This is a genomic window from Roseovarius sp. MBR-154 (genome assembly GCF_053628595.1).
This window is the reverse complement of the sequence record NZ_JBRJGR010000037.1, coordinates 1-20536: the sequence shown is the minus strand read 5'-3', so window position 1 is coordinate 20536 and position 20536 is coordinate 1. Positions and strand designations below refer to the sequence as shown.

General features: G+C 64.2%; 22 protein-coding genes and 2 pseudogenes. 13 read left to right on the top strand and 11 right to left on the bottom strand.

Annotated features, from left to right (window positions below):
- Positions 1-93: 93 nt before the first annotated feature.
- A pseudogene (locus ACSSV4_RS22125) lies at positions 94-300 on the bottom strand (N-methylproline demethylase); the annotation flags it as partial.
- Positions 301-478: 178 nt separating this feature from the next.
- On the opposite strand from ACSSV4_RS22125, the gene ACSSV4_RS22120 reads away from it, so the two are divergent.
- Entirely contained in the window at positions 479-1612 is a 1134-nt protein-coding gene (locus tag ACSSV4_RS22120; RefSeq protein WP_454277214.1) for an ABC transporter substrate-binding protein, read from the top strand.
- Positions 1613-1645: 33 nt separating this feature from the next.
- Here the strand turns inward: ACSSV4_RS22120 and ACSSV4_RS22115 are convergent, their stop codons facing one another.
- From ACSSV4_RS22115 to ACSSV4_RS22095, 5 genes are all read right to left on the bottom strand, one after another.
- Positions 1646-2611 carry an ABC transporter ATP-binding protein gene (locus ACSSV4_RS22115; RefSeq protein WP_454277213.1) on the bottom strand — a complete coding sequence of 322 codons (966 nt, stop codon included), beginning with the start codon at positions 2609-2611 and terminating at the stop codon, positions 1646-1648.
- The gene (locus ACSSV4_RS22110; RefSeq protein ID WP_454277212.1) at positions 2608-3603 is read right to left on the bottom strand and encodes an ABC transporter ATP-binding protein; all 996 of its coding nucleotides are present in this window, start codon (positions 3601-3603) and stop codon (positions 2608-2610) included. The genes ACSSV4_RS22115 and ACSSV4_RS22110 overlap by 4 nt, the downstream gene beginning before the upstream one ends.
- Entirely contained in the window at positions 3600-4553 is a 954-nt protein-coding gene (locus ACSSV4_RS22105) for an ABC transporter permease (protein ID WP_454277211.1), read from the bottom strand. Before ACSSV4_RS22105 ends, ACSSV4_RS22110 begins: the two co-directional genes overlap by 4 nt.
- Before the next feature lies 1 nt (position 4554).
- Positions 4555-5538: an ABC transporter permease gene (locus tag ACSSV4_RS22100; RefSeq protein ID WP_454277210.1), complete on the bottom strand. Its 984-nt coding sequence runs from the start codon at positions 5536-5538 to the stop codon at positions 4555-4557.
- Between the two features lie 67 nt (positions 5539-5605).
- Positions 5606-7180 carry an ABC transporter substrate-binding protein gene (locus ACSSV4_RS22095; RefSeq protein WP_454277209.1) on the bottom strand — a complete coding sequence of 525 codons (1575 nt, stop codon included), beginning with the start codon at positions 7178-7180 and terminating at the stop codon, positions 5606-5608.
- Positions 7181-7468: 288 nt separating this feature from the next.
- Between ACSSV4_RS22095 and ACSSV4_RS22090 the strand changes: the two genes are divergently transcribed.
- The 3 genes from ACSSV4_RS22090 to ACSSV4_RS22080 are packed head-to-tail and all read left to right on the top strand — an operon-like array spanning position 7469 to position 8678.
- Positions 7469-7852: an NADH:ubiquinone oxidoreductase subunit NDUFA12 gene (locus tag ACSSV4_RS22090; protein ID WP_454277208.1), complete on the top strand. Its 384-nt coding sequence runs from the start codon at positions 7469-7471 to the stop codon at positions 7850-7852.
- Positions 7853-7863: 11 nt separating this feature from the next.
- Complete coding sequence (gene mlaD, locus ACSSV4_RS22085) at positions 7864-8322, top strand: outer membrane lipid asymmetry maintenance protein MlaD (protein WP_454277207.1); 459 nt, start codon at positions 7864-7866, stop codon at positions 8320-8322.
- Positions 8319-8678: a DUF2155 domain-containing protein gene (locus ACSSV4_RS22080; RefSeq protein WP_454277206.1), complete on the top strand. Its 360-nt coding sequence runs from the start codon at positions 8319-8321 to the stop codon at positions 8676-8678. The genes mlaD and ACSSV4_RS22080 overlap by 4 nt, the downstream gene beginning before the upstream one ends.
- On the opposite strand, the gene aat is transcribed toward ACSSV4_RS22080, so the two are convergent.
- From aat to ACSSV4_RS22060, 4 genes are all read right to left on the bottom strand, one after another.
- Positions 8645-9286 (bottom strand): leucyl/phenylalanyl-tRNA--protein transferase, encoded by a 642-nt coding sequence (gene aat, locus ACSSV4_RS22075; RefSeq protein ID WP_454277205.1) that lies wholly within the window; start codon positions 9284-9286, stop codon positions 8645-8647. The two genes, ACSSV4_RS22080 and aat, sit on opposite strands and share 34 nt — an antisense overlap.
- A gap of 2 nt (positions 9287-9288) precedes the next feature.
- Positions 9289-10638 carry an acetyl-CoA carboxylase biotin carboxylase subunit gene (gene accC / locus ACSSV4_RS22070; protein WP_454277204.1) on the bottom strand — a complete coding sequence of 450 codons (1350 nt, stop codon included), beginning with the start codon at positions 10636-10638 and terminating at the stop codon, positions 9289-9291.
- Positions 10639-10649: 11 nt separating this feature from the next.
- Complete coding sequence (gene accB, locus ACSSV4_RS22065; RefSeq protein WP_454277203.1) at positions 10650-11138, bottom strand: acetyl-CoA carboxylase biotin carboxyl carrier protein; 489 nt, start codon at positions 11136-11138, stop codon at positions 10650-10652.
- A 146-nt stretch (positions 11139-11284) separates the two neighbouring features.
- Positions 11285-11827, bottom strand: a complete 543-nt coding sequence (locus tag ACSSV4_RS22060) for a LuxR C-terminal-related transcriptional regulator (RefSeq protein ID WP_454277202.1) — start codon at positions 11825-11827, stop codon at positions 11285-11287.
- Positions 11828-11935: 108 nt separating this feature from the next.
- Here ACSSV4_RS22060 and ACSSV4_RS22055 point away from each other — a divergent pair, with 108 nt between their 5' ends.
- The 5 genes from ACSSV4_RS22055 to queF all read left to right on the top strand — a co-directional run bounded on the left by ACSSV4_RS22055 (position 11936) and on the right by queF (position 15755).
- A complete protein-coding gene (locus tag ACSSV4_RS22055) occupies positions 11936-13414 on the top strand; it encodes a class I adenylate-forming enzyme family protein (protein WP_454277201.1) in 1479 nt (492 codons plus the stop codon).
- Positions 13415-13509: 95 nt separating this feature from the next.
- Entirely contained in the window at positions 13510-14202 is a 693-nt protein-coding gene (queC, locus tag ACSSV4_RS22050) for a 7-cyano-7-deazaguanine synthase QueC (protein ID WP_454277200.1), read from the top strand.
- Positions 14202-14558 (top strand): 6-carboxytetrahydropterin synthase QueD, encoded by a 357-nt coding sequence (gene queD / locus ACSSV4_RS22045; protein WP_454277199.1) that lies wholly within the window; start codon positions 14202-14204, stop codon positions 14556-14558. The genes queC and queD overlap by 1 nt, the downstream gene beginning before the upstream one ends.
- Positions 14537-15277: a 7-carboxy-7-deazaguanine synthase QueE gene (gene queE / locus ACSSV4_RS22040; protein WP_454277198.1), complete on the top strand. Its 741-nt coding sequence runs from the start codon at positions 14537-14539 to the stop codon at positions 15275-15277. The genes queD and queE overlap by 22 nt, the downstream gene beginning before the upstream one ends.
- Before the next feature lie 13 nt (positions 15278-15290).
- On the top strand, positions 15291-15755 hold the full coding sequence (gene queF, locus ACSSV4_RS22035; RefSeq protein WP_454277197.1) for a preQ(1) synthase: 465 nt from the start codon (positions 15291-15293) through the stop codon (positions 15753-15755).
- On the opposite strand, the gene ACSSV4_RS22030 is transcribed toward queF, so the two are convergent.
- Positions 15737-16237, bottom strand: a complete 501-nt coding sequence (locus ACSSV4_RS22030; protein WP_454277196.1) for a low molecular weight protein-tyrosine-phosphatase — start codon at positions 16235-16237, stop codon at positions 15737-15739. The two genes, queF and ACSSV4_RS22030, sit on opposite strands and share 19 nt — an antisense overlap.
- Before the next feature lie 40 nt (positions 16238-16277).
- Here ACSSV4_RS22030 and ACSSV4_RS22025 point away from each other — a divergent pair, with 40 nt between their 5' ends.
- The 4 genes and pseudogenes from ACSSV4_RS22025 to ACSSV4_RS22010 all read left to right on the top strand — a co-directional run.
- A complete protein-coding gene (locus ACSSV4_RS22025) occupies positions 16278-16970 on the top strand; it encodes an NAD-dependent deacylase (RefSeq protein WP_454277195.1) in 693 nt (230 codons plus the stop codon).
- Positions 16971-17286: 316 nt separating this feature from the next.
- Positions 17287-18708 (top strand): annotated as a pseudogene (locus ACSSV4_RS22020) (IS1182 family transposase).
- 488 nt (positions 18709-19196) lie between these two features.
- On the top strand, positions 19197-19286 hold the full coding sequence (kdpF, locus tag ACSSV4_RS22015; RefSeq protein WP_454269392.1) for a K(+)-transporting ATPase subunit F: 90 nt from the start codon (positions 19197-19199) through the stop codon (positions 19284-19286).
- An 11-nt stretch (positions 19287-19297) separates the two neighbouring features.
- Positions 19298-20536: HAD-IC family P-type ATPase (locus ACSSV4_RS22010; protein ID WP_454277194.1), on the top strand; the 1239-nt coding region annotated here is incomplete at its 3' end.

Below are 20536 nucleotides of genomic sequence, written 5' to 3'. Positions count from 1 at the left end.
CGACGGTGGCCGCCACAGTCACCACCGGCCGCGCGCTGCGCTACGCCGGGGGCTCCGCGCGCGGCCTCTTACACCAACCGTTGGGACACTGCCGGGCGGGCTGTCGCGGCTGACCACCGCCGATCCGGCGGTCATGGTCAGCGCGACACCGCCCTTTGCCCGCTCCACGTGATAGGCGCGGTAGCGGTCGGTGGGCAGCCCGTCCTCGGGATAGGCGGGCTCGTGCGCGGTGGTCATGATCCGGTTCTTGAGCGTCAGATGCCGGAGCGTGTAGGGCTGGAGCAGGGGATCGCGGGACATGGGCGGCCTTTGTCTTTGGGGGCTGTCGGGGATCGTGCAATCAGGTGTCGGCGGATGCAAGGGATGGCGTGGCATCTGGACCTTTTGCAAAAGCTGTGGGATGCAAGGACAGGCGACCTGCGGGGCGCGGAACAAACCGGGCGGGGCGCAACCCGCCCGCATTCAGGGAGACGGAGACATGACATTCAAGACATTCGCCATGGCCGGGGCCATGTCGCTGGCCGCCATGGGCGCGCAGGCCGAGATCAAGGTCGGCATGATCACCACGCTGTCGGGCGGGGGCGCCAGCCTTGGCATCGACGTGCGCGACGGGTTCATGCTGGCGGTCGAGCAATCGGGCCGCGACGATATCGAGGTGGTGATCGAGGACGATCAGCGCAAACCCGATATCGCCGTGCAGCTGTCGGACAAGATGATCCAGGCCGAGAAGGTCGATGTGCTGACCGGCATCATCTGGTCGAACCTCGCCATGGCGGTGGTGCCCGGCGCGGTCGCGCAGGGCAAGTTCTACCTGTCGCCCAATGCCGGACCGTCGGCGCTGGCGGGCAAGGGCTGTCACGAGAACTATTTCAACGTCGCCTGGCAGAACGACAACCTGCACGAGGCGGCGGGGGCCTATGCCAATGATGCGGGCTACAAGAACAGCTTTATCCTCGCCCCCAACTACCCGGCGGGGCAGGATGCGCTGACCGGCTACAAGCGGATGTATGAAGGCGAGTTGGCGGGCGAGATCTATACCCAATTGGGCCAGACCGATTACGCCGCAGAGATTGCGCAGATTCGTGCGAGTGGGGCTGACAGCGTGTTCTTCTTCCTGCCCGGCGGGATGGGGATTTCGTTCCTCAAGCAATATGCCGACAGTGGCGTCGACCTGCCGGTCGTGGGCCCGGCCTTCAGCTTTGACCAAGGCATCCTGCAGGCCGTGGGCGAGGCCGCACTCGGTGTTGTGAACACCTCGCAATGGTCAAAAGATATCGACAATCCGACCAATGCCGCCTTTGTCGAAAGCTTTCAGGCCAAGTATGATCGTCTGCCCTCGCTTTACGCGAGCCAGGGGTTCGACACCGCCAACCTGCTGATTTCCGCAATGGAAAAGGCGGACGTGTCGGACGCGGATGCGTTCCGGGCGGCGCTGAAGGCGGCGGAGTTCGACAGCACGCGCGGCGATTTCGCCTTTGGCCCCAATCACCATCCGGTGCAGGACATCTATGTGCGCGAGGTGATCAAGGAGGGGGACGTGTTCACCAACAAGATCATCGGCGTGGCGCTTGAGGATCATTCGGACGCTTACGCGGCCGAGTGCAAGATGTGATGCAAGTCGGCCGAATGGCGCGGCAGGCCCGCGCTATTCGGCCAGGTGACAGGCAACGCGCGTGTCACCGATGCGGCGCATCTCCGGGCGTTCGACGCGGCAGCGCTCAACGGCCAGCGGGCAGCGCGGGTGAAAGGCGCAGCCCGGCGGCGGGTTGATCGCGTCGGGGATCTCGCCCTTGGGCGGATCGACCTCGCGGCCATAGGCATCCATCCGCGGCGCGGCGTCAAACAGCATCCGCGTGTAGGGATGCTTGGGGTCGCTGAACAGCCGGTCGCGCGGCGCTTCCTCGACCAGCCGCCCCAGATAGAGCACGCCGATCACGTCGGCCATATGATGCACCACCGTCAGATCGTGGCTGATAAACAGGTAAGTGAGGCCGAACTCCTCGCGCAGGTCCGACATCAGGTTCAGAACCTGGCTCTGCACCGAGACATCGAGCGCCGATGTGGGTTCGTCGCAGACAATGATCTTGGGCTCGGACGACAGCGCGCGGGCGATGCAGATGCGCTGCCGCTGCCCACCCGAAAACTCGTGCGGATATTTTCCGGCGTCCTGAGCCGAGAGGCCCACCTGTTCCAGCAGTCGCTCCGCCAGCCCTTCTGCCTTGCCGCCGCGCGCGGCGACCGGTTCGGCGATGATATCACGCACCCGCCAGCGCGGATTGAGGCTGGCATAGGGGTCTTGGAAAATCATCTGGATATCGGCGCGCACGGCGTCGATCTTCTTTGCATCGGTTTCGCTGGCCAGATCGACGCCTTCGATCTCGACCATGCCTTTCGACGGGGGCACCAGCCCGACGATGATCTTGCCGATGGTGGATTTGCCCGATCCGCTCTCGCCCACCAGCGCGTAGACGCTGTTCTCGGGCACCTCGAAGCTCACCTCCGACACGGCGGTCAGCAGCGCGCGGGGCTGCCGCTCGATCACCCGGTTGAGCCAAGGTTCCGAGACGTCGAAAATGCGGGTGAGGTTCTCAACCTTGATGATCGGGCTCATGCCTCGGCCTCTTCTGTCGCGTCGGTGTTGAGCGGGAACCAGCAGGCCGCGCGCCCGTCGCAGCGCTCCAGCGTCGGCCCCGGCTCCTCGCGGCAACTCGGCTGCGCGCGCTCGCAGCGCGGGGAGAAGGCGCAACCGGGGGGCAGGTTGGCGAGGCGCGGCATCGCGCCGGGGATCTGCCGCAGCCGCGCGCGGCCCTGGCTTGCCAGCGGGGTCGAGGCCATGAGACCGGCGGTATAGGGATGCCGGGCGCGGCCCAGCACCTCGCGCACCGGGCCAAGTTCGGCCAGCCGCCCGGCATACATCACCGCCACGCGGTCGGCGGCCTCGGCGATGACGCCCATGTCATGGGTGACCAGCATCACCGCGACGCCGCGCTCGCGGCAGAGCCGCTTCAAGAGCACGATGATCTGCGCCTGCACAGAGACATCGAGCGCGGTCGTCGGCTCATCGGCGATCACGAGGTCCGGCTCGGCGCAGAGCGCCAGCGCGATCACCACCCGCTGCCGCATCCCGCCCGAGAATTCGTGTGGATAGCTGCCCATCCGCTGGCTCGCCGCCGGGATGCCCACCTCATCAAGCGCGGCCACGGCGCGGCGGCGGGCCTCGGATTGGCTCACGTCGAGATGTTCGAGGATGGTTTCGGCCAGCTGATCGCCCACGGTCAGCAGCGGGTTGAGCGAGGTGAGCGGGTCCTGAAAGATCATCCCCATCCGCTTGCCCCGCAGCCGCCGGAGCGCGTCGCCGCGCAGGGAATGCACCGGCTGGCCGCTCAGCAGCACCTCGCCGGAGGTGATCCGCGCGGGCGGGTCCAGAAGGCCGATCACGGCATTGCCGGTCATGGACTTACCAGCCCCGGATTCGCCCACCACGCCGAGGATTTCGCCCGCCGCGATATCGTAGCTGACGTGATCGACGGGCCGCAGGACGCCATGCCGCGTGGGGATTTCCACGACGAGGTCGCGGACGGAAAGGACGGGTGTTTCGGTCATCGCAACCTCGGGTTCAGCGCGTCGCGGAGCCAGTCGCCCAGCAGGTTGATCGAGAGCGCCAGTGCCAGCAGGGTCATGGCCGGAAAGAACAGAATCCACCATTCGCCCGAGAACATGAATTCCTGCCCGATGCGGATCAGCGTGCCGAGCGAGGGTTTGGTGGGCGGCGCGCCGACGCCGAGGAAGCTGAGCGTCGCCTCGGCGATGATGGCGAGCGCCAGTGAAATCGTCGCGATCACCAGCACCGGGTTGAGCACGTTGGGCAGGATGTGCCGAAGCATGATCGAGAACGGCGTGCGGCCGATCAGCCGCGCCGCCTGCACATATTCCTTGTTCTTCTCGACCAGCGTGGCGCCGCGCACGACGCGGGCGAACTGCACCCAGTCCGAGAGACCGATGGCGAGGATCAGCACCCAGATCGCCATCGCGTCGCGATGTTCGGGCGGGGTGATGCCCTTGGCGATGCCAAAGATCAGCATCGCCACCAAGATCGCCGGAAAGGTCAGCTGCACATCGGCGACGCGCATGATGATGGTCTCGGTCCAGCCGCCGAGATAGCCCGCCATCAGGCCCACGGTGACGCCGATGAGCATCGCCAGGAACACCGCCGAGAGGCCGACAAACAGCGATATCCGCATCCCGAACAGGATCGTCGAGAACACGTCGCGCCCCTGATCGTCGGTGCCCAGCACGAAAAATTCGCCAGTGAACTGGTTGGCCTGCCCCGGCGGGGTAAAGCCGTTCATCAGGTTGAGCGTGGCGGGGCTGAACGGATCATGCGGTGCAATGAGCGGCGCAAAGAGCGCCCCCAGCATCATCAGCAGCACGACCGCAAAGGAGACCACCGCCACCGGCGAATGCCGGAACGACCAGACAAAATCGCTCTCCCACATGCGGCGCAGGCGCGAGGGGGGCGGGGGTGCGGGCGTCTCGATTCGGGTTTCGGCCATGTCAGTGCCCCCCTGTGGTGCGGTCGACGCGCAAGCGCGGGTCGATCGCGAAATAGAGCATGTCGACGATCAGGTTGATGCCGACGAACATTACCGAAATGAGCATCAGATAGGCGGCCATCACGGGGATATCGACGAACTGGATCGCGTTGATGAAGAGCAGCCCGACGCCGGGCCATTGAAACACCGTCTCGGTGATGATCGCGAAGGCGATGATCGAGCCGAGTTGCAGGCCGGTGATGGTGATCACCGGCACCAGCGTGTTCTTGAGCGCGTGGCGGAAATTGATGGATTTCTCGCGGATGCCACGCGCACGGGCAAAGCGGATATATTCCATGCGCAGCACCTCGAGCATCTCGGTGCGCACCAGCCGCATGATCAGCGTCATCTGGTAGAGGCCGAGGGTGATCGCGGGCAGGATCAGCGCCTTGAGTCCGCTTTCGGTGAGAAAGCCGGTGGTCCACCAGCCGATGCGCGTGACCTCGCCACGCCCGAAACTGGGCAGCCAGCCCAATTCGACCGAGAATAGGTAAATGAGCAGGATGCCGATGAGGAAGGTGGGCAGCGACACGCCGATGAGCGAGACGGTCATGATGACATTGGCCGCGATCCCCCGTCGCCAGATCGCGGTGAAGATGCCGAGCGCGATGCCACCCGCCAGCGCCATCAGCCCCGAGACGAAGGCCAGTTCCAGCGTGGCGGGCAGGCGCTCGACGAGGATCTCAGAGACCGGCCGCCCCTGCCGGTAGCTCAGCCCGAAATTGCCCTGCACGGCCTGTTCCAGAAACCGCCAGTATTGCACCGGAAACGGCTGATCGAGGCCCAGTTCGGCGGTCAGCCGCGCGATATCGGCCTGGGTGCGCTCCTGCCCCAGCATCGCGTCGACCGGATCGCCGACGAAGCGGAACATGGCGAAGGCGACAAGGCCCACGACCAGGAGCACGAGCACCGATTGGGCGACGCGTCGAATGATATAGGCCAGCATGAATGGCTCCGCCTCGCGAGGAGAAAGGGGGAGGACGGCAGGCGCAGGGCCCGCCGCCCGTCCGGTCTTACTTCATTGTGAAGTATTTCATCTTCGGGTCGTCCTCGGGGCTGACCTCGATGCCGACATTTTCCTTCATCCCCCAGTTCAGCACCTGGTGGTGAATCGGCAGGTAGAGCACCTCGTCCTGCACCGTGTTCCAGATCTCGGCGATGGTCGCGTTGCGCTTGTCGAGATCGGTTTCCGACGACAGGCTCACGATCTTGGCGTCGAGATCGGGGTTGGAATAGCCGGTGCCGTTCCAGCTGCCACGCTCTTCGCCGCGCGTGTGCACGAGGAAGTTGAAGATATACTCGCTGTCATAGGTCGGAACACCCCAGCCCAGCATGTAGAAATCGGTGCCCCCCGAGGAAATCAGCGGGAAATGCTGCGCCTTGGGCTTGGCATCGAGATTGACGGTGATGCCGATCTGGCCGAACATGCCGACGGCGGCCTGACAGATGCCCTCGTCATTGATGTAGCGATCATTCGGGCAATCGAGCTGGATCGAGAAACCGTCGCCATAGCCCGCCTCTTCCATCAGCGCCTTGGCCTTGTCGGTATCGGTCTCGACCTGGTCCATCTCCTCGGTCCAGCCATTGACGAAGGGCGGCGCGATGATGCCCGCAGGCTGGCTCTGGCCGCGCATCACGACCTGACGGATGGCATCGCGGTTGATCGCCAGATTCATCGCCTCGCGCACGCGCACATCCGCGAGCGGGTTCTTGCCCTCGACATTGTCGTTCGGGATGTCGTCAGGGCCTTGATTGAGGCCGAAGAAGATCGTCCGGTTCTGCGGCGCGGTCTTGACCACCAGGCCATCCGTACCCGACACCCGCTGGAGATCCTGCACCGGCACGTCCTGAATGAAATCGACCTCGCCCGAGAGCAGGGCCGCCACCCGCGTGGCGGCGTTCTGGATCGGGGTATAGACGATCTCGCTCACCTCCATCGGGAACTGGTCCATGCCCCAGTAGTCGTCGTTGCGCGTCAGCACGGTTTTCACATCCGGCTCGCGGCTCACCAGCTTGAACGCTCCGGTGCCGTTGGCGTTGGTCGTGGCGTGGGTCGTCTCGCCGCCATCCACATCCTGCACCTCGACCACGCCGTTGGCCTCGGCCCAGCCGCTATCCATCATGAACAGATTGGTCAGGTTCGAGGGCAGGATCGGGTTCGGCCCGTCGGTGACGAATTCGACGGTGTGGTCATCCACCGCGCGCACCTCCACGACCGAGGACAGCAATTCCTTCATCCGCGATTGTTCGGATTGCGCGCGGTTGATCGAAAAGACCACATCCTCGGCGGTGAAATCCGCGCCGTCGTGATAGGTCACGCCCTGGCGCAGGTTGAAGACCCAGACATTCGGGTCGTCTTCCTTGGGGGCCCAGTCGGTGGCAAGGGCGGCCTCGAACGCGCCGGTCATGTCGCGGATGATGAGCGGCTCGTAGATCTGGTGGGCCAGCGTGTGCGTCGGCCCCTCGTTCTGTGCATGCGGGTCAAGCGTGAGCGAATCGCCGGCCCGCGCCCAACGCAGCGTTTCGGCGGAGGCGCTCAGCGTCGTCCCGGCCAGAAGCGCCGCCGTCAGTAGAAGTGTCGTTTTCATTGATTGTCTCCCTGTTCTGTCGGCGCGCGCGGGCGCACGCCGATGACCCCAACCATAACCGACTTTGCATTGTCATCAACAGGGCTGTTCACACCGTTCCATGTCGGAATCGGCCGGACGTGAGAGGGTGGCGGTTTGACAGGCAGGTGCCCCGGTCCCGGGTCATGCCTTTGGGCGGCTGAAGGGAGACGTGGCACCGGGCGGCGCGCGGTGGCGGCGTGGCAATGCAGCACTGGACCTTTGCCGCCAAATCCGCCATATCGGAACGGAATAATGCCGGAGGGTCTGATGGGTATTCTCAACACGCTTTTGCGCGCCGTGACATGGTGGCACGGGCAGACGCTCAACACGCAGTTCTACACTTGGCGCAAGGGCGTCAAGGTGGGTGAGGACGCGCAGGGCAACATCTTTTACCGCACCCATGACGGCAAGCGCCGCTGGGTGATCTTCAACGGAGAGGCCGAGGCGAGCCGCGTCGATGCCAACTGGCACGGCTGGTTGCACCACACCTACAAGGAGCCCCCGACCGATCGCCCGCTCACGCACAAGCCCTGGGAAAAGCCGCATAGCGAGAACCTGACCGGCACCCCGCTGGCCTATGCGCCTGCGGGCTCGATCCGGCGGACTGAACCTGCGGCGCGGCGCGATTACGAAGCCTGGACCCCGGAATAAAGGCGCGACACATGTCTGAAAGCAAAACCGAAGTTCTGGTCGGCGGGATCGTTCTGGCCGTGGCCATCGGCTTTCTCGTCTATGCCGGAAAGACGACCGGTATGACGCGGGCGGGCGACGAATACACGCTCATCGCCAGTTTCCGCAGCGCCGACGGCGTCAGCATCGGCACCGATGTGCGCCTTGCGGGCGTCAAGGTGGGGCGGGTGACTGATATCGTGCTCGATGTTGGCACCTACCGCGCCAAGGCGATCTTTACCGTTCAGGAGGGCATCGAGGTGCCTGATGACAGCGCTGTCGCGATTTCCTCGGAGGGGCTCTTGGGTGGCAACTACGTCGAGATCATGCCCGGCGGCTCGCCGTTCTATTTCGAGCCCGGCGACGAGATCGAATTCACCCAAGGGTCGGTCAGCTTGGTGTCTTTGTTGATGAAGTTTGTCTCGGGCGGCGAGGACGAGGCGGCACAATGATCCGTGCGCTGCTCGCTGCGTTGCTGATCATGCCGGGTCCGGCGATGATGGCTCAGGAGGCGGCGGTAAAGGGCGCGGGTGCGGTGTTGCGCGGGCTCGACAAGGTCGACGGGCAGGTCACCGAGATCGCTCTCGACAATGGTGCCGCGACCGAATTCGGCAGCCTGACGGTGCAGCTGTCAGAATGCCGCTACCCGGTGGAAAATCCCGACGGCGATGCCTATGCCCATCTGACGATTCGCGAGACCGAGCGGAACCGCGAGATCTTCTCGGGCTGGATGCTGGCCTCCTCGCCCGCGCTCAACCCGCTGGAACATGCCCGCTACGACATCTGGGTCCTGCGCTGCAAGATCTGAGCGGGATCGCTCGAAAACGGTTCTGCATGAATATGCGCATCCAGTCCAAGCGCCTGCCGCAATAGCCCGCGATACTCCGCACGCGGAATCTCGACGGCGCCAAGCCGCGCCAGATGCGGCGTGATGAACTGCGTGTCGAACAGGATGAACCCGCAGCGCCACAGATGATCCGTCAGATGCGCGAGTGCCAGTTTCGAGGCATCCGTGCAGCGCGAGAACATGCTCTCGCCAAAAAACGCCCCGCCAAGCGCCACGCCGTAGACACCCCCCATCAGCACGCCCTCCTGCCAGATTTCCAGCGAATGCGCGTGGCCTGATCGGTGCAGCGCCATATAGGCGGCATGAATGGGCGCGCTGATCCAGGTATCGTCACGGTCGGCACAGCCCCGCAGCACACCCTCGAAATCCGCGTCGAGCGTCGCCTCATAACCGCCGCGCCGCATCCGCCGCGCCAGACTGCGCGAAATGTGAAACCCGTCGAGCGGCAGTATCCCGCGCATATGCGGATCGACCCAGAACACCTCGGGGTCGTCGCGATGCTCAGCCATCGGAAAGACCCCCGCGGCATAGGCCTGAAGCAACAGCGCGGGGGTCAGGACCTGCGACATGGTCAGGCTTGCAGGTTGGTTTCCAGCCAGTGTTCCAGCCAGTGGATGTTGTAATTTCCGGTCTGGATGTCCTCTTCCTGCAACAGCGCATGAAAGAGCGGCACGGTGGTATCGACCCCATCGACGATGAGCTCCCCAAGCGCCCGCGCCAGACGGTTCAGCGCGCTTGGCCGGTCCTTGCCGTGGACGATCAGCTTGGCGATCAGGCTGTCGTAATAGGGCGGAATCTTGTAGCCGTCATAAAGCGCGCTATCCATCCGAACGCCCAGACCACCCGGCGCGTGAAACTGTGTGATCGTGCCGGGGCGCGGCGCGAAATCGGGCAGTTTCTCGGCATTGATGCGCACCTCGATGGCATGGCCGTTGATCAGCAGATCCTCCTGGGTAAAGGACATCGGAAGACCCTCCGCCACGCGGATCTGCTCCTGCACCAGATCGACGCCAAAGATCGCCTCGGTGACGGGATGCTCCACCTGCAACCGGGTGTTCATCTCGATAAAGAAGAACTCGCCGTTCTCGTAGAGAAACTCGATGGTGCCCGCGCCGCGATAATTGATATTGGCACAGGCATCAGCGCAAATCTTGCCGATCCGCGCACGCTCTTCCTCGGTGATGCAGGGGCCGGGTGCCTCTTCCAGAACCTTCTGGTGACGACGCTGCAGCGAGCAGTCGCGCTCGCCCAGATGCACCGCGCGGCCCTTGCCGTCGCCAAAGACCTGGATCTCGATATGGCGCGGCGTTTGCAGGTATTTCTCGATATAGACCTCGTCATTGCCAAAGGCCGCCTTGGCCTCGGAGCGTGCGGTCAGAAACGCGCGTTCCAGTTCGTCTGCGTTGCGCGCCACTTTCATTCCACGCCCGCCGCCGCCCGCCGTCGCCTTGACGATCACCGGAAAACCGATCTCGGCGCAAAGCGCCTTGGCGGCGGCCACATCGGCGATACCGCCCTCCGAGCCGGGCACGCAAGGCACGCCAAGCGCCTTCATCGTGTCCTTGGCGGTGATCTTGTCGCCCATGATGCGGATATGCTCGGCCGAGGGGCCGATGAAAGTCAGGTCGTGATCCTCGACGATCTGCACGAAATTGGCGTTCTCGCTGAGAAAGCCATAGCCGGGATGAATCGCCTGCGCGCCGGTCACCTCGCAGGCGGCGATGATCGCCGGGATCGACAGGTAGCTCTCGGACGACGGCGGTGGGCCGATACAGACGGATTCGTCGGCCATGCGCACATGCATTGCATCCGCGTCGGCGGTGGAATGCACCGCCACCGTCGCGATCCCCATCTCGCGCGCGGCGCGGATGACGCGGAGGGCAATTTCGCCCCGGTTGGCGATCAGGATTTTCTCGAACATGCGCAGGTGCCTTATTCGATGATCATCAGCGGTGCGCCATATTCCACCGCTGCACCATCGTCGATCAGGATGCGGGTGACAGTGCCGGCGCGCGGCGCGGGAATATGGTTCATCGTCTTCATCGCCTCGATGATCAGAAGCGTGTCACCCTCGCCGACCTGCTGACCGACGCTGACAAAGGATGGCGCGCCCGGTTCGGCCTGCATATAGACGGTGCCCACCATCGGCGACGTCACGGCACCGGGGTGGCTTGCCGGATCCTCGGCGGGGACGGCGGCGGCGGGCGCAGCGGCAGGCGCGGCTGCGGGGGCATAGACGGGGGCCGGGGCCGCGCTCATCTGCGTGGTCACGGTCTCACCACGTCGGCTCACCCGCACGTTGAGGGTGTCGTCCTCGCCATATTCGCGCTTGACCGACAGTTCGGTCAGATCGTTTTCGTTCAACAGTTCCGCGAGCGCCTTGATGAAGGCCACGTCCGATTCATGGGATTTGTTCGACATAGGATTCCTCGACCACAGCGATGATGCCCGCGCGCGAGCCCATGGCATTTGTTTTCGCCGCTTATAGGGCAAGGCAAAGCCTGAGAAAAGCGGCCATTGCCCTGCAACTTGGGGTTTGGCGGGCAAATTTGCGAGGGTGGCGCGGATCAGAGCGGCATGCCCGACAGTTTCGCCACCAGTTCCGCCAGCTTGCGGGCGTGGAATTTCTCCAGCAGGCGCGCGCGATAGACCTCGACGGTGCGATAGCTCAGTCCCAGTTCCAGCCCGATTTCCTTTGAGGTCAGACCCCGGCAGGTCAGGATCGCCACCTCGCGCTCGCGCTGTGTCAATGCCACCAGCGGGCGCTCCTCCGAGAGATCGGAAAACGACCAGATGCCGCGCTGAAACGGGGTCTCGGGCGTGAGCGACTGCCCCCGCACCCGGCACCAGAACAGCGTGCCGTCGCGCCGCTTCATCACCCGCTCATCCGCGTAGCGCCCGGTCTTGCGCATCACTGCCAGCGCATCGGCCCCGATGCGGCGGTAATCCTCGATCGAAGGGTAATAGCGCGCCAGCGGAACATCGGTGTAATCGGCGGGGGTGTCGCCAAAGATGGCGGCGAATTGCAGATTGCAGGCGCGGATGATGCGATGCTCCAGCAGCGCCAGCCCCACGGGCGCATGATCAAAGGCGAGGTGTGCGATCTCCATGCCCGACCTTATGCCGCGCCGCCCGCGCCGCGCCAAGCGCTTTGCGTGGATATACGGAATTGTGCGCCGGGCCCGCAGGTGCTTTTCTGCGCGTCGGGAGGACTGCCAATGAATATCGGTATCTGGCTGGAACGCACGGCACAGGCCATGCCCGACCGCGCCGCGCTCTTTCTGGGCCGCGATCAGGTGATGGATTACGCGGGTTTCGATCGTGCCGCCCGCGAGGTCGCGGGCGCGCTTGTGGAGCAGGGCGTCGAGCCGGGCGACCGGGTCGCGCTCTTCATGGGCAATGCACCCGAATACCTGTTGGCGCTCTATGGCATCTGGTATGCTGGGGCCGCCGCGGTGCCGATCAACGCCAAGCTGCACGGCGCCGAGGCCGCCTGGATCATCGACAATGCAGCCGCGCGCCTGACCCTCGCCGACAGCACCGGGCAGGCTGCGCTTGCCGCGCAGGGCGTCGCGGCGCAGCCCGTGCCGCGCGGCCCCGCCGTGGCACGCCTTAGCGCCCGCGCGCCCGACGATCTGGCGTGGCTCTTCTACACCTCCGGCACCACCGGACGGCCCAAGGGCGTGCGGATCACCCACCGAATGCTGATCGCCATGTCGCTCAGCTATCTGGCCGATGTGGACGAGGTCAGCGTCGAGGATGCCACGCTCTACGCCGCGCCGATGAGCCATGGTGCTGGGCTTTACGCGATGGTCCATGTGCTGCGCGGCGCGCGCCACGTCTGCCCGGCCTCGGGCGGGTTCGAGCCGGGAGAGATCCTCGATCTGGCGCAGCATCACGACCGACTGCACATGTTCGCCGCGCCCACCATGGTCAAGCGCCTGACCGCCCATGCCCGCGCCACCGGCGCGCCCGGCACCGGGCTGCGCAGCGTGGTCTATGCGGGCGGCCCGATGTATCTGGCGGATATCATCGCGGCGGTGGAGACGTTCGGCCCAGTCTTCCTCCAGATCTACGGGCAGGGCGAATGCCCGATGGCGATCACCGCCCTGTCGCGCGCCGATGTGGCCGACCGGACCCATCCCGACTGGCGCGCCCGCCTCGCCTCGGTGGGCCGCGCGCAATCCGCGGTCGAGGTACAAATCGCCGACGAGACCGGCGCGGAACTGCCCCCGGGCACGGTCGGCGAAATCCTCGTGCGCGGCGACGCGGTGATGCCGGGCTACTGGCAGAACGACGGCGCCAGCGCTGCCGCGCTGCGCGGCGGCTGGCTCTGGACCGGCGATTTGGGCCGGATGGACGCGCAGGGCTATGTCACGCTGCAGGACCGCTCCAAGGACATGATCATCTCGGGTGGCTCCAACATCTATCCGCGTGAGGTCGAGGAGGTGCTGCTCACCTTCCCTTCGGTCATCGAAGTGGCCGTGGTCGGCGCGCCCGATGCTGAGTGGGGCGAGGTGGTGGTGGCCTTCGTGGTCTGCGACGGCCCGCTCGAAGAGGCCGCCCTCGACGCCCATTGCCGCGCCCATATCGCCCGGTTCAAACGCCCGAAACGCTATATCGCCGCCGTCAGCCTGCCCAAGAACAATTACGGCAAGGTGCTCAAGACCGATCTGCGCGCGCGCCTCGCCGACTGACCCCGCCGATCCGCGCTTGTTTTCGCGCCTCAAAGGCGTTAGATGCGCGCCCAAGCGGTCGCAGCCTACCCGCTTTAAAAAACAAGGATGACAGCATGAAGACGATTGTGATCTGCTCGGGCGGGCTCGATTCCGTGTCGCTCGCCCACAAGACCGCCGCCGAGCATCAACTCGCGGGGTTGCTGAGTTTCGATTACGGACAGCGCCACGTCAAGGAGGTGGAATTCGCCGCCGCCTGCGCGCGTCGCTTGTCCGTGCCGCACAGGGTGGTGGATATCCGCCAGATCGGGGCTGCGCTCTCGGGCTCGGCGCTCACGGATGACGTGGACGTACCCGACGGCCATTATGCCGAGGACACGATGAAGATCACCATCGTGCCCAACCGCAACGCCATCATGCTGACCATCGCCTTCGGCATGGCCGCGGCGGAAAAGGCCGATGCCGTGGCCACCGCCGTGCATGGCGGCGATCACTTCATCTATCCCGATTGCCGCCCCGGCTTCATCGACGCGTTCCAGGCGATGCAGGATGCCGCGCTTGAGGGCTATGCCGACATCACCCTCTACACCCCCTATCTGCACGGCTCCAAGGCCGATATCGTGGCTGATGGCGCACGCCACAGCACGCCATTCGCCGCGACGTGGTCCTGCTACAAGGGTGGCGAGCGGCAGTGTGGGCGCTGCGGCACCTGCGTGGAGCGCCGCGAGGCGTTTCATCTTGCGGGGGTGGATGATCCGACCGATTACGCCGATCCCGACTATTGGCGCCAGGCGGTGGAGGGTCGCTGATGTACCGGATCACCAAGGAATTCCATTTCTCCGCCTCGCATCAATTGCACGGCCTGCCATCGGAGCATCAATGCGCACGGCTGCATGGGCATAATTACATCGTCGTGGTGGAACTCGCCGCCGCCGATCTCAACCCGCATGGATTCGTCCGCGACTATCTCGATCTGGCAGATCTCAAACGCTATATCGACGATGAGCTGGATCACCGCCATCTCAACGATGTGCTGGGCGACGATTGCGTCACCGCCGAGCGCATGGCAAAGCATTTCTATGACTGGTGCCGCGCCCGCTGGCCCGAGGTGACGGCGATCAAGGTCAGCGAGACGCCCAAGACATGGGCGGAATACCGACCGTGAGCGAGGCGATCCGCATTTCCGAAATCTTCGGCCCCACCATTCAGGGCGAGGGCGCGCTGATCGGCGAACCCACGGTCTTCGTGCGCACCGGCGGCTGCGATTACCGCTGCTCGTGGTGCGACAGCCTGCATGCGGTCGATGCGGCCTATCGCGCCACATGGTCCCCCATGCCGCCCGCCGCCGTGATGGCCGAGGTGGCGCGCCTTTCCGGCGACCGGCCCCTGATGGTCACGCTTTCGGGTGGCAATCCGGCGATCCAGCCACTGGGTCCATTGATCGAGATGGGCAAGGCACGGGGCTATCGCTTCGCCATGGAAACACAGGGCTCTGTCGCGCGCGACTGGTTCGCAGGCTTGGACATGCTGGTGCTCAGCCCCAAGCCGCCGTCTTCGGGCATGACCGTCGATTGGGCCGTGTTCGAGGACTGTCTGACCGCCGCGCACAACGCTCCGACCGTGCTCAAGATCGTGATTTTCGACGAGGCCGATTACCTCTGGGCGCGCGACGTGGCAGCGCGCTACCCGGCGCTGCCGCTCTATCTGCAACCGGGCAACCACACCCCGCCACCGCCCGAGGATGACAGCGCGCGCGTGGATCAGGATGGCATAGATGCCCGCATGCGCTGGCTGGTGGACCGGGTCATCGGCGACCGCTGGTTCGCGGCAAAGGTGCTGCCGCAACTGCATGTCATGCTCTGGGGCAACAAGCGCGGGGTTTGAAGGAGATAGGACGATGAGCGACGATATCTACAAGAATCTCAAGCAGTTGGGCGGCACAACGCAGGTGCCGCAACACCCCGAGGAGGCCGAGCTTGAGCGGGTGGCCAATCCGCAGGCCGATGTCACCTATAACGTGCGCTTCACCGCGCCGGAATTCACCTCGCTCTGCCCGATGACCGGCCAGCCCGATTTCGCCCATCTGGTGATCGACTACGTGCCGGGCGACTGGCTGGTGGAGAGCAAATCGCTCAAGCTATACCTCACCTCGTTCCGCAATCACGGGGCGTTCCACGAGGATTGCACGCTTACCGTCGCCCGACGGCTGGTCGAATTTCTCTCGCCTCAATGGCTGCGCATCGGCGGTTACTGGTATCCGCGCGGCGGCATCCCGATCGACGTGTTCTGGCAGACCGGGCTCATGCCCGAGGGCGTCTGGATCCCCGATCAGGGTGTGCCACCCTATCGCGGGCGGGGGTGATCCGCGAGGCTGCCGCTGCCGGTCAGAGCCGCGCCGCAAGACCGCGCGCGCAGACCTCGAAGACCGCGCGCGCAGACCTCGATCAGGTCGAGCGTGCCGTCGAAATCGCCGGTGTAATAGGGGTCGGGTACGTGATCCGCGCCTTGCTCGGTCGCGTAATCTGTGAGCAGGCGCAGCGGGGTGGCGCTGCCCGCAGGCCGCAGCGCCTCGATGGATGCGAGGTTCTTTGCGTCCATCGCGACAATCAGGTCGAAGCGGGCGAAATCCGCCGCCTCGAACTGGCGCGCCCGCAGGCTTGAGATGTCGATCCCACGAGCGCGGGTGGCGGCCTGCATCGGCCCGTAGGGCGGATCGCCGATATGCCAGCCGCTGGTGCCCGCGCTGTCGATATGCAGCTGCGGGGCGAGGCTGCAAAACACCCCTTCGGCGGCGGGCGAGCGGCAGATATTGCCGAGGCAGACAAAGAGGATCCGGGTGGTCATGGCGCGTCCTTTCCGGCAGAGATTAGGGCAGGAGGGCGCGATGCAAAAGATCGTCATACTGACCGGGGCGGGGATTTCGGCGGAAAGCGGGCTGGGCACGTTTCGTGACGTGGGCGGGATCTGGCAACGCTACCGGATCGAGGATGTGGCCACGCCCGAGGCCTTTGCCCGCGACGCGGATCTGGTGCACGGCTTCTACAACGCGCGCCGTGTGCAGGCGGCCGAGGCACGGCCCAATGCGGCGCATCGCGCGCTGGCGCGGTTGCAGGCCGCGCATCCGGGCGACGTGGTGATCGTGACGCAGAACGTCGACGGGCTGCATGAAGCGGGCGGCGCGCGGGATGTGATCCATATGCATGGTGAACTGGCACGCGCGCTCTGTGCCGCCTGTGGTGCGAGGTGGCAGGCGGCCCCGCAGATCAGCGTGCGGGATGCCTGCCCGGGTTGCGGCGCCTGTGCCTGCCGTCCAGACGTGGTCTGGTTCGGCGAGATACCCTACCGGATGGAGGAGATCCTGGCGCATCTGGCGCGCGCGGATATCTTTGCGGCGATCGGCACGTCGGGGCAGGTCTATCCGGCGGCGGGCTTTGCACAGGAGGCGGCACTGGCGGGGGCGCGGTGCGTGGAGATCAATCTGGAGCCGTCGGCGGTGGACGGTGATTTCGACGAGGTCCGGCAGGGGCGTGCGTCTGAGGTGGTGCCGCTCTGGGTGGCGGAGATTTTGGGCGGGTAGGTGAGTTTTGGCCTCGAGCGGTCGTTTGATGCAACTTCGAGGGGCCGCGCAGTGCCTGGCCGCGGGTGGGCGCTGCACCTGTGATGGAAGGCACTTTATGGTGCCAAATACTTCGACGACTGTAAGGGGCTGAACGTTGCAAAAGCGCCCGCCCGGGGGCGGTCGGGCGCTGCGCGGCGGCGCGTTCCGCGCCTTGATTCCGCGCATTGGCACCAAGGTTAAACGGCAGCAACAGGCCTATTTTGTTGAAAAACTCATGCTTGATCGATGCGTAAGTTGCTGATTCACTTCTTCTGGCCAGCGGGAGGATTGAGCAATGTTGGGACCGAGACAGGAAGCACAGGCGGCGCTGTTCTACGAGGTCTCGCTGGAAGATCACGTTCCGCAAGACCATCTTCTTCGCTCCATTGATCGGTTCGTCGACCTGAGCAGCATCCGTGGTCACCTGACCGAATTTTACAGCCATACCGGCCGGCCCTCGGTTGATCCCGAGCTGCTGATCCGGATGCTGCTGGTCGGGTATTGCTTCGGTATCCGGTCCGAGCGGCGACTTTGTGAAGAGGTGCATCTGAACCTCGCGTATCGCTGGTTTTGCCGCCTCGATCTGAGCGACCGTGTGCCGGATCATTCGACGTTTTCAAAGAACCGACATGGGCGTTTCCGCGACAGCGAACGTCTGCGCCACCTGTTCGAGACGACCGTCGCGCGCTGCATCGCGGAGGGTCTGGTCAGTGGCCAACGCCTGGCCATCGACGCCAGCCTGATCGAGGCGGATGCCAACAAGCAGAACTCGACGCCGAAGGACGACTGGAACGCGGCGAGCATCGACCCGGCGGATGCACCCCGTGCCGTGCGCGAGTATCTCGACACGCTGGATGGTGAGTGCATGAACGCCACCGGTTCGAGAGAATGCACGAACGCATTTGGCGCGGCCAGCGAGGTGCAGCCCAAGTTCACCTCGCATTCGGACCCGGCCAGCCAGTGGACCGCCGCGCGCAAGGGGCCCGCTTTCTTCAGCTATTCCGACAACTAGCTGATCGACACGGATCACGGTGTGATCGTCGATGTCGAGGCGACAAGCTCGATCCGGCAGGCCGAGGTCGGCTCGACCAGGACCATGCTGGAGCGGGTGAAGACCAGGTTTGACCTGCATCCCGAATGCCTGATCGCCGACACCGCATATGGCACCGGGCCGATGCTGGGCTGGCTGGTCGACCGCAAGATCGCGCCCCACATCCCGGTCTTCGACAAGTCCGGGCGCAGCGACGGCACCTGGAGCCGGGCGGAGTTCGAGTGGGACGCCGAGAACGACCAATATATCTGCCCCGAGGCCCATGAGCTGAAGCAGTTCCGCCGCAACTACTCGGACCCGAACCGGGGACCAACCGGCAAGGGCACAGCCCGCTACCGCGCAGTGAAGGACGTCTGCCAGGCGTGCCCATCCAAAGCCAAATGCTGCCCCAACGCCGAGGCGCGCAAGATCACCCGCGAAGAGCATGAAGACGCCCGCCAGGTCGCCCGCGACATCGCCAGGACCCGCCAATACGACATCTCGATGAAGCTCCGAAAAAAGGTCGAGATGCTATTTGCCCACCTCAAACGCATCCTTGGCTTAGGCCGACTGCGATTACGTGGTCCATGCGGCGCAAATGACGAATTCCTCCTCGCCGCAACCGCCCAGAACCTCCGGAAACCGGCCAAGATCTTTCCCGCACCGCAGCAAACGCGCAAAGCCTGACAGGAAAGGCGCTCGCGCCGCATTTGGAACAGCCATTTCTGCGCTCGCAAACGTTAGTTTTTCCACAGAATCGGTGGGGAGCCGACTTTCGCTGCGTCGCCGATCAAAATCCTTTATATTTATGAAAGCTGCCGTTGCTGAAAAAGACAGTTTGACCAGTTTTGCGTAGGCCAGTCGCTTCATGACCGACATTATACTGTTTCATACTGTTTCTGCGGCGCATCACCCAGACTACCACGGCGAATGAGGGGTTACGTTATTCCAACGCCGTCAGCTATCGCAGATCCAAATGGTTTATGGCTCACGGGTTCTTGGTTACGTCGTCATATTCGATCTAAAAGCATTACAGGCGTCAAAGCCACCTCCTAAATAACTGTAAAATTGTATTTTTATTACTTTCTTACGCGCGCCCCTCCAACTTCACATGGCGATCTTATGCCCATCTGTCGCATCTATCAGGCCTCTGATGGTATCTGGAGGACTGATACATGGGCTTCGATCTCGTGCTGGGCGGCATCACTGCTGTGGCGCTTCTTGTTTATTTGCTGGCCGTGCTTTTGCGGCCTGAAAAGTATTGAAGGCGCGCAAAATGGCACATCAACAAAATACGTCGATCTTTTCTGCGGGCCTTGTCGTGCCTGCGATGCGTGAAAGCTTTGTCAAGTTGGATCCGCGCCAGCTTGTGCGCAATCCGGTCATGTTCACCACTGCGACCGTGGCGCTTTTGGCGACGGTTCTGCTGATCCGCATCATCGTAGTCGGAGGTGATATCGTCTTTGAGGCGCAGATCGTGTTCTGGCTTTGGCTGACCGTGCTGTTCGGCAACTTTGCCGAAGCATTGGCAGAGGGTCGCGGCAAGGCGCAGGCGGCCTCGTTGCGGTCGACCAAGGCGGAACTGAAAGGCAAGCGCCTCAAGGGCGAGAGCCACAAGCTCGTATCCGCCAGCGAGCTGCGCGCGGGTGACATCGTGCTGGTCGAGACCGGCGATCAGATCCCGGCGGACGGTGAGGTGATCGAAGGCGTGGCCTCGGTCAACGAGGCGGCGATCACCGGGGAGTCTGCGCCTGTCATCCGCGAAGCGGGCGGCGACAGGTCCGCGGTCACGGCGGGCACACGGGTGATTTCCGACTGGATCAAGGTGCGCATCACTGTCGAGCCGGGCGAAGGTTTCCTTGACCGCATGATCAGCCTTGTCGAAGGCGCAACCCGCGCCAAGACCCCGAACGAAATAGCTTTGACCGTGCTGCTGACGGGTCTCACGCTCATTTTTCTCATCGCGGTCGGCACCTTGCCCGCCTTTGCCGCCTATGCGGGAGGGGCCATTCCGGTGCCGATCCTAGTAGCCCTTTTCGTAGCGCTGATCCCGACAACCATCTCGGCTCTGCTGTCCGCCATCGGTATCGCGGGCATGGACCGGTTGATCCGCTTTAACGTTCTGGCCAAGTCGGGCCGCGCGGTCGAGGCGGCTGGAGACATCGACACGCTGTTGCTGGACAAGACCGGCACCATCACGCTGGGCGACCGGCAGGCAACGGAGTTTCTGCCGCTGTCCGGCGTGCCGGAGCGCGAACTGGTCGAGGCGGCGCGGCTGTCGTCGCTGGGGGATGAAACGCCCGAGGGTCGGTCCATCATCGAACTGGCAGGCAAAGGCGACGCCGCTCCGAAAGAAGCAGAGATCGTGTCGTTCACCGCGCAGACGCGCGTGAGCGGCATCGACATCGGTGAGCGCCAAGTCCGAAAGGGTGCTGTCGACGCAATCCTCAAGCTGCATGATTTCGACCAAGGCGCTGTCAGGCAGATGCGCAGCCTGACCGAACGGATCGCACGG

Bases quoted from the DNA above. Each gene is read 5' to 3' on its own strand.
- ACSSV4_RS22120 (WP_454277214.1), top strand. From the start codon at position 479: ATGACATTCAAGACATTCGCCATGGCCGGGGCCATGTCGCTGGCCGCC.
- ACSSV4_RS22115 (WP_454277213.1), bottom strand. From the start codon at position 2,611: ATGAGCCCGATCATCAAGGTTGAGAACCTCACCCGCATTTTCGACGTC.
- ACSSV4_RS22110 (WP_454277212.1), bottom strand. From the start codon at position 3,603: ATGACCGAAACACCCGTCCTTTCCGTCCGCGACCTCGTCGTGGAAATC.
- ACSSV4_RS22105 (WP_454277211.1), bottom strand. From the start codon at position 4,553: ATGGCCGAAACCCGAATCGAGACGCCCGCACCCCCGCCCCCCTCGCGC.
- ACSSV4_RS22100 (WP_454277210.1), bottom strand. From the start codon at position 5,538: ATGCTGGCCTATATCATTCGACGCGTCGCCCAATCGGTGCTCGTGCTC.
- ACSSV4_RS22095 (WP_454277209.1), bottom strand. From the start codon at position 7,180: ATGAAAACGACACTTCTACTGACGGCGGCGCTTCTGGCCGGGACGACG.
- ACSSV4_RS22090 (WP_454277208.1), top strand. From the start codon at position 7,469: ATGGGTATTCTCAACACGCTTTTGCGCGCCGTGACATGGTGGCACGGG.
- mlaD (WP_454277207.1), top strand. From the start codon at position 7,864: ATGTCTGAAAGCAAAACCGAAGTTCTGGTCGGCGGGATCGTTCTGGCC.
- ACSSV4_RS22080 (WP_454277206.1), top strand. From the start codon at position 8,319: ATGATCCGTGCGCTGCTCGCTGCGTTGCTGATCATGCCGGGTCCGGCG.
- aat (WP_454277205.1), bottom strand. From the start codon at position 9,286: ATGTCGCAGGTCCTGACCCCCGCGCTGTTGCTTCAGGCCTATGCCGCG.
- accC (WP_454277204.1), bottom strand. From the start codon at position 10,638: ATGTTCGAGAAAATCCTGATCGCCAACCGGGGCGAAATTGCCCTCCGC.
- accB (WP_454277203.1), bottom strand. From the start codon at position 11,138: ATGTCGAACAAATCCCATGAATCGGACGTGGCCTTCATCAAGGCGCTC.
- ACSSV4_RS22060 (WP_454277202.1), bottom strand. From the start codon at position 11,827: ATGGAGATCGCACACCTCGCCTTTGATCATGCGCCCGTGGGGCTGGCG.
- ACSSV4_RS22055 (WP_454277201.1), top strand. From the start codon at position 11,936: ATGAATATCGGTATCTGGCTGGAACGCACGGCACAGGCCATGCCCGAC.
- queC (WP_454277200.1), top strand. From the start codon at position 13,510: ATGAAGACGATTGTGATCTGCTCGGGCGGGCTCGATTCCGTGTCGCTC.
- queD (WP_454277199.1), top strand. From the start codon at position 14,202: ATGTACCGGATCACCAAGGAATTCCATTTCTCCGCCTCGCATCAATTG.
- queE (WP_454277198.1), top strand. From the start codon at position 14,537: ATGGGCGGAATACCGACCGTGAGCGAGGCGATCCGCATTTCCGAAATC.
- queF (WP_454277197.1), top strand. From the start codon at position 15,291: ATGAGCGACGATATCTACAAGAATCTCAAGCAGTTGGGCGGCACAACG.
- ACSSV4_RS22030 (WP_454277196.1), bottom strand. From the start codon at position 16,237: ATGACCACCCGGATCCTCTTTGTCTGCCTCGGCAATATCTGCCGCTCG.
- ACSSV4_RS22025 (WP_454277195.1), top strand. From the start codon at position 16,278: ATGCAAAAGATCGTCATACTGACCGGGGCGGGGATTTCGGCGGAAAGC.
- kdpF (WP_454269392.1), top strand. From the start codon at position 19,197: ATGGGCTTCGATCTCGTGCTGGGCGGCATCACTGCTGTGGCGCTTCTT.